Here is a 10,455-nt window from a genome sequence, read left to right as displayed (position 1 = left end):
GTTGATAGGCCAGATGTGGAAGCCCTGTAAGGGGTGGAGCTGACTGGTACTAATAGGCCGAGGGCTTGTCCTCAGTTGCTCGCGTCCACTGTGTTAGTTCTGAAATAACGAACAGCCGTGATTATGCCCGGTGTTCACAGTTTCATAGTGTTTCGGTGGTCATTGCGTTAGGGAAACGCCCGGTTACATTCCGAACCCGGAAGCTAAGCCTTTCAGCGCCGATGGTACTGCAGGGGGGACCCTGTGGGAGAGTAGGACGCCGCCGAACAATTTTTCCGGGAAAGCCCCGCACCGTATGGTGCGGGGCTTTTCTGCGTTCTGAGCGTCTAGGGTCGAACCATGCGCTACGAACTGGTCATCTTCGACAACGATGGTGTGCTCGTCGACAGTGAGCCGATCTCCAACACCATCCTCGCCGGCTACCTCACCGAACTCGGTCACCCCACCTCGTACGAGGAGTCGCTCCGCGACTACATGGGGGCCGCCATCCACCGGGTGCACGACCTCGTCGAGGAGCGGGGCGGTGAGAAGCTCCCGGCGGACTTCGAGACCACGCTCTACGCCCGTACCTTTGCTGCTTTCCAGCAGGAGCTGGTGGCGGTGGACGGGGTCCAGGACGTGCTCGGCAAGCTCGTCGCCGACGGGGTCGACTACTGCGTCGCCTCGTCCGGGAGCCACGAGAAGATCCGGGTCGGGCACCGTAGGACCGGGATCGACCAGTGGTTCGAGGAGGAGTGGATCTTCAGCTCGGAGGACGTCGGGCGGGGCAAGCCGGCGCCGGACCTGTTCCTGCACGCCGCCGAGCGGATGGGCGTCGCGCCGGAGCGGTGCGTCGTCATCGAGGACAGCCCGCTCGGCGTCGAGGCGGCCCGGGCCGCCGGGATGGACGTGTACGGGTTCACGTCGATGATGCCCGCCGACCGGCTGACCGGAGTGACCGGCTACTTCTCGGACATGGCCCAACTTCCGGAACTGCTCGCCTGATCCATCTACCCATGGGTAGACCGTGGGCCTACGCTCGCGGCCATGACAGACGCGGGCATGACACGTCCGGGCGCGGTCGACCCGGGCTTGCGGCACGGCAGGATCTCACTGGCGTTGAGCTTCGGTGTCCAGGGGGTGGCGTTCGCGCTCCTCGTGACGCGTATCCCCGCCCTCCAGGACCAGTACGGGATATCCGACGGGCTGCTGCCCGTCTTCCTCGCCGCCGTCCCCATCCTGGCGGGCGTCGGCAGCGTACTCACCGAGAAGGTGGTCGCGCGGGTGCGGCCCGGAGTCGTCCTGCGGTGGGCGCAGCCGCTCGTCCTGCTCTCCCTGCTCGGCGTGGGGGCCGGCCGTCAGCTCTGGCACATCGCCGTGGCGCTCGGGGTCTTCGGGCTGGCGGTCGGGGCGCTGGACGCCTCGATGAACATGATGGGCGTCAGCCTCCAGCGGGCGTACGGGCGCTCCATCATGCTCGGCTTCCACGCCGCGTACAGCCTCGGTGGGATCGCCGGGGCGTCGCTGGCGTGGGCCGGTGCGCGGTGGGATCTGTCGCTGTTCGTGTCGTATCTGCCGGTCGTGGCGGTGCTGCTGCCGGCCGCTCTGGTGGGCAGCCGGTGGTACACGGAGGGGCGAAGTCCGGAGGGCGCCGGTGAAGAAGACCCGAAGGCTCCCGGCGGGGCCGTCTCGTTCAAGCTGCTGCTGCCGCTCTGCCGATGCGTGGAGCTACCGGGGTGCCATGCTCGTACCGATGGTTCTGGTGCTGGCGACGCTGGTGTATGCCCGCTCGTTCGCGCCGGAGTCCGACCGATACGGTGGCGGGCATGAGCGGGCGCGCACAGCTGATGTGGGATGACGCGGTTACGGGATACGACTTCGGGGAGAGCCACCCCATGGACCCGGTCCGGCTGGCCCTGACGATGGGGCTGGTGCGGGCGTTCGGGCTCGATGAGGCGGTGGACCTGCGGTCGGCGAAGCCGGTCGGGGACTCGACCCTGCGGCTCGTGCACCGGCAGGACTACGTGTCCGCCGTACGGGCCGCCTCGGCCGATCCGCGGGCCGCCGACCAGGAGTACGGGCTGGGTACGGTGGATGATCCGGCGTTCTCCGGGATGCATGAGGCGTCCGCGCTGATCGCCGGGCTGTCCGTCGGTGCCGCCGAGGCCGTGTGGCGCGGCGAGACCGCGCACGCGGTGAACTTCACCGGCGGGCTGCACCACGCCATGCCGGGCGCGGCCGCCGGGTTCTGCATCTACAACGATCCGGCCCTCGCCATCGCCCGTCTGCTGGAGCTCGGCGCCGAGCGCGTCGCGTACGTCGATGTGGACGTGCACCACGGGGACGGCGTCCAGGCCGCGTTCTGGGAGGACCCGCGCGTCCTGACGATCTCGCTGCACGAGCACCCGCGCACGCTCTTCCCGCAGACCGGATGGCCGGAGGAGACCGGGGCCGGGGCCGGTGAGGGCTCTGCCGTGAATCTGGCGCTGCCGGCCGGGACCGGGGACGCCGGGTGGCTGCGGGCGTTCCATGCCGTCGTGCCCGAGCTGCTGGCCGATTTCCGGCCCCAGGTGCTCGTCACGCAGCACGGGGCCGACACGCACTTCGAGGACCCGCTGGCCCACCTCGCGGTCTCGCTGGACGCGCAGCGGGCGGTGATGGAGTCCTGTCACGAGCTGGCGCACCAGTACGCGGAAGGCGGGCGGTGGGTGGCGCTCGGCGGCGGCGGGTACGCGGTGGTGGATGTCGTACCGCGGTCGTGGACGCATCTGGTCGGGATCGCGGCGCACGCGTCCGTCGACCCGGAGTCGGTGGTGCCGCCGTCGTGGCGTGATCTTGTCTACGCCCGTACGCGGCAGTTGGGGCCTGGCCGGATGACTGACGGGCGTACGCCGTCCTGGCCGTCCTGGGAGGACGGTTACGATCCGGCGGACCGGCTGGATCAGGCCGTCCTCGCGACCCGTAAGGCGGCGTTCCCGCTGCGAGGGCTGCTCGCCTGATCCGTGGCGTACCGGATGGGCATTGTGCCGTGCGGTTACGCCAACGGTGGGGTGTACGGCGAATCCGGCCCGCCCGGGTGGGCCGATGCGGCAGCATCCCGAGGGTGTTGAGCACCGGGGCGTTGCGCGCCCATCTGCTGGCGGCCCGGCTGGCCGGGCCTGTCGCCACGTCGCGTGAGAACAGTCTGCGCAGCTACCGGCTGTTCGCCGCGCGCGATCCGCGGGTGATGCTGGGGCTGACGCCCGAGCGGGCCTGGGGTGAGCCGGAGGTGTTGCGGCTGATGGCGGAGCGGTGCGGGGTCTCGGCCGATCCGGCGCATGTGTCGGGTCCGGACGCGATCGATCCGGAGCGGACGGTGGCCGGACTTGACGCGTTCGCGGAGCGGCTGGGACGGGTGGCGTCGCTGCGGGCTCCGGTGCTGCTGGGGACCGGGCATCCGCACCGGCTGCTGGGTTTCTACGCCGGGCTGGCAGACGCCTTGTCGGCGGCGGGATGTCCTGTCCTCACCCCGGCGCAGGGGAGATGTATCGACATGACGACCCGGTTCGGCGTACGCACGTACCACCTGGACTACGTACGGGGGGTCGCGCTGGTACGTGAGCCCGGGGGGCGGCCCTCGGGTGGTGAAACCGGCGCACACACGCATTCGCCGTTACCGGTCCGGGTGGCCCTCCAGGACGCGGCCGAGCGGTACGGGGTGCTTCCGGAGCTGGTGATCGGTGATCACGGCTGGGTCTGCGGCGCAGGTCAGCTCGGTATCGAGGCGATCGGGCCGGCGGATACGGACGATCCCGCGCTCTTCGTCGGCGAGGCCGAGGGGCGGGTTTCGGTCGCCGTGCCGCTCGACGACGGAGTCCGTTCGCACTACTACCGGCCACTGACGCGCTATGTGCTCCACCGGGCGGGCCTGCCCTCGTAAGTGGCCTGGTCGTCCCTCCTCTTCCCCACTCGCACCACCCGCCCCTAACCTGGGGAGTGAGCGCACAGCGACGAAGAGTCACCGGAGGGGAAGCCGGTGCGCGTCCGGTGCGGAAGGTACAGGTGGGTCATGGCTGCTGACAACGAAAGGCCTCTCAACGAGGTCAGGTTTCTGACCGTGGCGGAAGTCGCCTCGGTCATGCGAGTGTCGAAGATGACCGTGTACCGCTTGGTGCACAGCGGTCATCTGCCGGCGATCCGGGTGGGAAGGTCCTTCCGGGTGCCGGAGCAAGCGGTTCACGCGTATCTCCGCGAGTCCTTTGTGGGGGTGGAATCAGCCTGAGGCCGGCCTCCGAACCCTGAGGAAGGCCTCCGGGCCGCCTGGGGTTTGCCCTCGGATTACGTCCCTCACGCGGTGGCGGGTAGGCTAGGCCGACGTAGGTCGTGTGGGCCCAGACGCCCCGCACCAGTGAAGAAGAAGTGAGCGAGGGTAGTCGTGGGCTCTGTTATCAAGAAGCGGCGCAAGCGGATGGCCAAGAAGAAGCACCGCAAGCTGCTCAAGCGCACGCGCGTTCAGCGTCGCAACAAGAAGTAAGCGAACGCAGTTCGTGAGATCCGCAGCCCTCCCGCCGTCCTGGCGGGAGGGCTGCGGTGCGTTACACGGCAACCGTTCAACCGCTACGGTGACGGCCAGGGAAGTTACCGCGGGAAGCAGGGGAGCCGGGTCCGGCTTCCCGGGCCGACGGAAGGCGCTGTCTTGGGGAAGGTCGTCCTCGTCACAGGAGTGGCCCGGCAGCTGGGGGGCCGCTTCGTCCGGCGCGTCCAGCGGGATCCCGGGGTGGACCGGGTGATCGCCGTGGACACGGTCACGCCCGCGCATCCGCTGGGCGACGCGGAGTTCGTCCGGGCGGACATCCGGCAGTCCGCGCTGGCGCGGATCCTCGCCGAGTACGCCGTCGACACGGTGGTGCACCTGGACGTCTCCGGCAAGGCGCTCGGCACCGCCGGCCGGACGGCGATCAAGGAGACCAACGTCATCGGCACCATGCAGCTGCTCGGTGCCTGCCAGAAGTCGCCGACCGTGCAGCGGCTCGTGGTGAAGTCGAGCACGAGCGTGTACGGGTCGGCGTCCCGCGATCCGGCGGTGTTCACCGAGACCACTCCGCCGAAGTCGCTGCCGAGCGGCGGGTTCGCGAAGGACGCGGTGGAGGTCGAGGGGTACGTACGGGGCTTCGCCCGGCGGCGGCCGGACGTCGCGGTGTGCGTGCTGCGGTTCGCCAACATCCTGGGGCCGCGGCCGGACTCGCCGCTGGCGGACTATCTGTCGCTGCCGGTCCTGCCGACGGTCTTCGGCTACGACCCGCGGCTCCAGTTCGTGCACGAGGACGATGTGGTCGACGTCCTCCAGGTCGCCGCGCGCGAGCCCCGGCGCGGGACGCTGAACAGCGGGACGTTCAACATCGCCGGCGACGGGGTGCTGTTGCTCTCGCAGTGTTCGCGGCGGCTGGGCAAGCCGACGGTGCCGGTGCTGCTGCCTGCCGTCACGTGGGTCGGCTCGGCGCTCCGTACGATCGGCATGAGCGACTTCTCACCGGAGCAGATCCGGCTGCTGACCCACGGCAGGGTGGTCTCGACCGTGCAGATGCGCGACACGCTCGGTTTCCGGCCGGAGTTCAGCACGGCCGAGACCTTCGCGGAGTTCGCGCGGAGCCTGGGCCCGGGGCTGCTGCCGCCGGAGACGGTGGGCAGGGCGGTGGACCGGCTGGCGGAGCTGCCGCTGCCGGGTGGTGCCGGACCGCGGGAGCGCGGGACCGGTGCGGTACAGACGACTCACGGCGGCAGGTAGAGGAGCGCGGTCACGATGGCGGACGCCAAGGTCATTCCGTTCGACGACGACCGTTCGCGGTCCGGTGGCGGCTCGCGTCCGGCCCGGCGCCGGACCGGGAGCGGCAGCGGCGGGCGGAGCGACGGCTCCACGGCGCCGGTGAGCGCTCTGCCGGGCGGCCGGCTGCCCGATCCCTCCGAGGAGGCCGCGGCGGGGGCTCAGGAGCCTCAGGAGGCCCTGGAGTCGCCGGTGGGCGAGGCGCGTGAGGCCGGTGGCGGCTGGGACCGGCGGATCGCGGGCGGGCTGGCGTTCCTGCGGCGGCGGGTCACCGGCGACTACGAGGTCGACGAGTTCGGTTACGACAAGGAGCTCACCGACCAGGTCCTGATGTCGGCGCTCCGGCCGCTGGCGGAGAAGTACTTCCGGGTCGAGGTGAAGGGCATCGAGAACATCCCGTCGGACGGCGGGGCGCTCATCGTGGCCAACCACTCCGGGACGCTGCCGCTGGACGGGCTGATGCTCCAGGTCGCGGTGCACGACAACCACCCGGCCGGGCGCCATCTGCGGCTGCTCGCCGCCGATCTGGTCTTCCAGCTGCCGGTCGTCAACGAGCTGGCGCGGAAGGCCGGGCACACGCTGGCCTGTGCGGAGGACGCGCAGCGGCTGCTGGAGACGGGCGAGATCGTCGGCGTGATGCCGGAAGGGTTCAAGGGGATCGGGAAGCCGTTCGGTGACCGGTACAAGCTGCAGCGGTTCGGCCGGGGCGGGTTCGTGTCGACGGCGCTGCGGGCGGGGACGCCGATCGTGCCGTGCTCGATCGTCGGGGCCGAGGAGATCTACCCGATGATCGGCAACGCGAAGACGCTGGCCCGGCTGCTGGGCTTCCCGTACTTCCCGCTCACGCCGACGTTCCCGTGGCTGGGGCCGCTGGGCGCGGTGCCGCTGCCGACGAAGTGGACGATCCAGTTCGGTGAGCCGATCCCGACGGACGGCTATCCGCCGGAGGCGGCGGAGGATCCGATGCTGATGTTCAACCTGACGGACCAGGTGCGGGAGCAGATCCAGCACACGCTGTACAAGCTGCTGGTGCAGCGGCGGTCGGTCTTCTTCTGAGCGCCCGGCATACGGAGAGGGGGCCGGTACGCGGATCGCGTGCCGGCCCCCTCTCGCGTACGCCCTACGGCTTGGGCTTGAGGTTCTCTCCGTCGATCCCGAGGCCGGGGAGGAGCCCGGGGAGCAGCGGAGGGAGGGTGACGTCCGGGGCGGGACGGGGCGGGGTGCTGGGGCGGTCCTCCGGGGTCGGCTGGGTGAGCCCGTCGGTCGGGAGGTCGTCGAGCAGGCCGTCCGTACCGCCGTCGAGGAGGCCGTCGTCCGGGGTGGCGCCGGAGGAGCCGGGGGAGCGCGGTGCGTCCGACGGCTTCGGTGCGGTGGTGGAGTCGGGGCGGTCCTCGGAGGGGGCCGGGGGCGCGGGTGCGGGGCCGTCGGTCCGGGGGGATCCGGTCTCCGGGGTGGTGGTGCCGGTGCGTTTGGTGTCCTCGCTGCCGCCCGGCGGACGGGGGAGGAGTGACTGGAGCGGGGCGACGTCGTCCTCCATGGCTTGGAAGACGGAGCTGACCTGGTCGCGGATGTCGGTGAGCTGGACGGGGAGGCGGTCGCGGAGGCTGCTCCAGGTGGCGCGGTGCGAGCGGGAGAAGGTGTCCAGGGTCTGGATGGGGCCGATGGAGCCGTCGCGCTGGTAGGCGGAGTGGAGCAGGCGGTGTCCCTCGGAGGCGTCGTGGGACATGCCGTTGAGCGCGCGTCTGACCGCGCCGAGGGATTCGTGGTCCAGCTCGCCGGCGCGGCCGCGCTCCATGAGTCTGCGGGCCTCGCTGAGCCGGGTGGAGGCCTGGTCGAGGTAGGCCTCGCCGCGGTCGGCGTCGCCCTTGGCCATGCCGAGGCTGATGTCCTCCATCCCGCGCTTCAGCCCGTACAGCGAGTCACCGGGCAGGGCGTCGGAGCTGGCAGCGGCCACGCCGCCGAACGCTCCGGCTGCCACACCCACGGTGAGCCCACCGGCGGTGAGCCCCTTCGCCCAGCGGGAGCGGGGACGCAGTCTGCGCAGTGGAGAGGCCCGGTGGGCCCCCTTGCCCCGTTGCACGGGCACCGTAGGGCCCGTCGATGCGCCGCCCTCGGCGAACATGGCCTCCATGGCGGCGACGAGCTGGGCTCGCTGCACCACTTTGACCTCGGGGTCCAACTGCGGCTTCGGTAGCTCACCGAGGCCGTTCGCCAAGGCCAACAGCGGTCCGCGGTCGGCCTGGTCGGCCGGCTCCTCGGGCTGTACGGCCGCCGCACCCTGGGGGGTCTGCTCCTCCAGGGCCTGGGCGAAGGCGTTCGCCCGCCGGTGTGCCGAAACGTTTGCGATCACTGGCGGCACCTCCTCTCGTCATGACGGTCGACTCCCCTGGCGGTCCGGAAGGTTGCCCACCTTGAGCGCTTCCACTCGATGGAGTGAGTGGCGACGGTCAGGGCGTGACGACAGGGGGCCTGCAACCGGCACAACGAGCGCCTCGGCACTTGGGTTACGCACGAAAGATGATCGGACCAGTGCGTGAGGGGACGGTCACTTTCCGGCGTCGTACGCGCCGGTTCCGGTCAGCGGGCGTCGTCCGGCAGGAGCCGTGCGAGCGTCCGGACGGCGCGGTACTGCAAGGTCTTGATCGCGCCTTCGTTCTTTCCCATCACCCGGGCCGTCTCGGCGACCGAGAGGCCTTGCAGGAAGCGCAGCGTGACGCACTCCTGCTGCTGTGGATTGAGTCGGCGCACGGCCTGGAGCAGTGCGGCGTTGGAGAGGGACTCCAGGACGGAGTCCTCGGGTGAGCGCGCCACCTCGTTGGCGTCGAGCATCTCGCCGGTGGTCACTTCCAGTCGGAACCGGCTGGATTTGAAGTGGTCGGCGACCAGGTTGCGGGCGATCGTGACCAGCCAGGCACCGAAGTCGCGACCCTGCCAGGTGAACGTGGAGATACGGCGCAGCGCGCGGAGGAAGGTCTCACTGGTGAGGTCCTCCGCGGTCGCCTTGCCGCCCACGCGGTAGTAGATGTACCGGTACACGGTGTCGCTGTACTGGTCGTACAGGCGGCCGAATGCGTCGGCCTCGCCGGCCTGCGCGCGCTCGACGAGGTCCATCATGCGCGCGCTGTCGCTGTCCGCCGTGGGACGGCGGACGGTCGACGTGGTCGAGGCGGCGCGGGTGCTGCGTCTTCCGACCGCCGCACTGCGTTCGGCCATGGCGTAGCACGGGCCGACGGGTGCGGGGGTGGCGAAGGCGGGGACGGTGTACGCGGTGGGGACGAAGCCGCGCAGGCGGTCGATGACCGATGCACGCAGCGTAGCCAGGCCCGAGGCGTCAACCCCGACGTGTGGGTACACGGGACTCCCAGAGGCAGAGCTTCCATCACGAGCAGTTCGAAAAACGTCACTCGTCGTAGCGAGCGGCGGCCTTCGTGATGCGTCTGAGGAGAATAACGCTTCGTGCAGGCGGCGCTACACCCAGTTGTCTAAATCACCGATTACGTCGTTTCTTGTATCGCTAAGTGACGCATCGAGCAGCACATCGTGACCACTTATTGATCGGATTGCTTCGTGATCTGTCACTCTCCCGCTCGGGCGCCCGGTTGACCGGCACAGCGGGTGTTGACGTACGCGGCGGATCGCGCGGGCCGCGGTCAGCGGCGGCGGCGGTGCAGCGCGAGGGCGGCGGCGGTGCCGCCCGCCAGTGCGCCGACGCCGGCCGCGGCCGGGATGCCTACCTTGGCCGCCTTGCGGCCGGTGCGGTAGTCGCGCAGCCGCCAGTCCAGGGACCTGGCGTGCTTGCGGAGCTTGGTGTCCGGGTTGATCGCGTACGGGTGGCCGACCAGCGAGAGCATCGGGATGTCGTTGTGCGAGTCGCTGTAGGCGGCGCACCGCTCCAGGTCCAGGCTCTCGGCCGCCGCCAGCGCGCGGACGGCTTCGGCCTTGGCGGGGCCGTGCAGCGGCTCGCCCACCAGGCGGCCGGTGTAGACGCCGTCGACCGATTCCGCGACGGTGCCGAGCGCGCCGGTCAGGCCGAGGCGTCGGGCGATGATGGTGGCGGTCTCCACCGGCGCGGCGGTGACCAGCCAGACGCGCTGGCCGGCGTCGAGGTGGGCCTGGGCCAGGGCGCGGGTGCCGGGCCAGATGCGGTCGGCCATGTACTCGTCGTAGATCTCCTCGCCGATGGACATCAGCTCGGAGACGCGGTGGCCCTTGACGATGGAGAGCGCGCTGTCGCGGGCGTCCTGCATGTGCTCGGGGTCCTCGACGCCGGCCAGCCGGAACCAGGCCTGCTGCCAGGCGAAGCGGGTGAGCTCGCGGCGCTCGAAGAACCTCCGCTTGTACAGGCCCCGGCCGAAGTGGAAGATCGCGGCACCCTGCATGACGGTGTTGTCGAGGTCGAAGAAGGCGGCGGCGCGGTCGTCCCCGGCGACCGGGAACGCGGGCTCCTCGGGGGCATGGTCGGGGGCTCCGGTCAGGAGGGCGGACTCGTCCTCGGCCGAGGTCTTGCGTGCGGCCTCGGCCGCGGCCTCGCCTGCCAGGACGCTCCGTGCGGTTGCGGAACGCCTACGGGGTGTGAGCCATCCAAGTGCGGCCATGCGGTGAGCATAGCCAGTCCCTCCGTACGTGCCCGACCTGCCGGGATGCGGTGGCGTGAACTCTGCGGGGCCGCATCGTTA

10 protein-coding genes, 1 rRNA gene and 1 pseudogene are annotated in these 10,455 nt (G+C 70.5%); 9 read left to right on the top strand and 3 right to left on the bottom strand.

Annotation, left to right across the window (positions count from 1 at the left end):
• The first annotated feature begins 151 nt into the window (after positions 1–151).
• From rrf to ABZ267_RS19370, 9 genes and pseudogenes are all read left to right on the top strand, one after another.
• A 5S ribosomal RNA gene (gene rrf, locus ABZ267_RS19410) occupies positions 152–268 on the top strand.
• Between the two features lie 71 nt (positions 269–339).
• A complete protein-coding gene (locus ABZ267_RS19405) occupies positions 340–984 on the top strand; it encodes an HAD family hydrolase (protein ID WP_356746722.1) in 645 nt (214 codons plus the stop codon).
• Positions 985–1,041: 57 nt separating this feature from the next.
• Positions 1,042–1,837 (top strand): annotated as a pseudogene (locus ABZ267_RS19400) (hypothetical protein).
• Entirely contained in the window at positions 1,806–2,978 is a 1,173-nt protein-coding gene (locus ABZ267_RS19395; RefSeq protein WP_356746721.1) for an acetoin utilization protein AcuC, read from the top strand. Before ABZ267_RS19400 ends, ABZ267_RS19395 begins: the two are co-directional and overlap by 32 nt.
• Positions 2,979–3,082: 104 nt before the next feature.
• Positions 3,083–3,898 (top strand): phosphatase, encoded by an 816-nt coding sequence (locus ABZ267_RS19390; RefSeq protein ID WP_356746720.1) that lies wholly within the window; start codon positions 3,083–3,085, stop codon positions 3,896–3,898.
• A gap of 129 nt (positions 3,899–4,027) precedes the next feature.
• Positions 4,028–4,240: a helix-turn-helix domain-containing protein gene (locus ABZ267_RS19385; RefSeq protein WP_015609302.1), complete on the top strand. Its 213-nt coding sequence runs from the start codon at positions 4,028–4,030 to the stop codon at positions 4,238–4,240.
• 153 nt (positions 4,241–4,393) lie between these two features.
• Complete coding sequence (locus tag ABZ267_RS19380) at positions 4,394–4,492, top strand: AURKAIP1/COX24 domain-containing protein (protein ID WP_003948845.1); 99 nt, start codon at positions 4,394–4,396, stop codon at positions 4,490–4,492.
• Between the two features lie 162 nt (positions 4,493–4,654).
• Entirely contained in the window at positions 4,655–5,743 is a 1,089-nt protein-coding gene (locus tag ABZ267_RS19375) for an NAD-dependent epimerase/dehydratase family protein (RefSeq protein ID WP_356746719.1), read from the top strand.
• A gap of 15 nt (positions 5,744–5,758) precedes the next feature.
• Positions 5,759–6,835, top strand: coding sequence for a lysophospholipid acyltransferase family protein (locus ABZ267_RS19370; protein WP_356746718.1), 1,077 nt, complete (start codon positions 5,759–5,761; stop codon positions 6,833–6,835).
• A gap of 64 nt (positions 6,836–6,899) precedes the next feature.
• Here ABZ267_RS19370 and ABZ267_RS19365 read toward each other — a convergent pair whose 3' ends face one another.
• The 3 genes from ABZ267_RS19365 to ABZ267_RS19355 form a co-directional block, all read right to left on the bottom strand.
• On the bottom strand, positions 6,900–8,129 hold the full coding sequence (locus tag ABZ267_RS19365; RefSeq protein WP_356746717.1) for a DUF5667 domain-containing protein: 1,230 nt from the start codon (positions 8,127–8,129) through the stop codon (positions 6,900–6,902).
• A 227-nt stretch (positions 8,130–8,356) separates the two neighbouring features.
• Positions 8,357–9,133, bottom strand: coding sequence for an ECF subfamily RNA polymerase sigma factor, BldN family (locus ABZ267_RS19360; protein ID WP_356746716.1), 777 nt, complete (start codon positions 9,131–9,133; stop codon positions 8,357–8,359).
• Between the two features lie 296 nt (positions 9,134–9,429).
• Positions 9,430–10,374 (bottom strand): HAD-IB family hydrolase, encoded by a 945-nt coding sequence (locus ABZ267_RS19355; RefSeq protein ID WP_356746715.1) that lies wholly within the window; start codon positions 10,372–10,374, stop codon positions 9,430–9,432.
• Positions 10,375–10,455: the final 81 nt, after the last annotated feature.

Origin of the sequence: Streptomyces sp. NPDC006174 (assembly GCF_040614075.1) — a bacterium.
In the GTDB taxonomy this organism is placed as follows: Bacteria; Actinomycetota; Actinomycetes; order Streptomycetales; family Streptomycetaceae; genus Streptomyces.
Note: the sequence above shows the minus strand (reverse complement) of the source record. Positions and strands in the feature narration are given on the sequence as shown.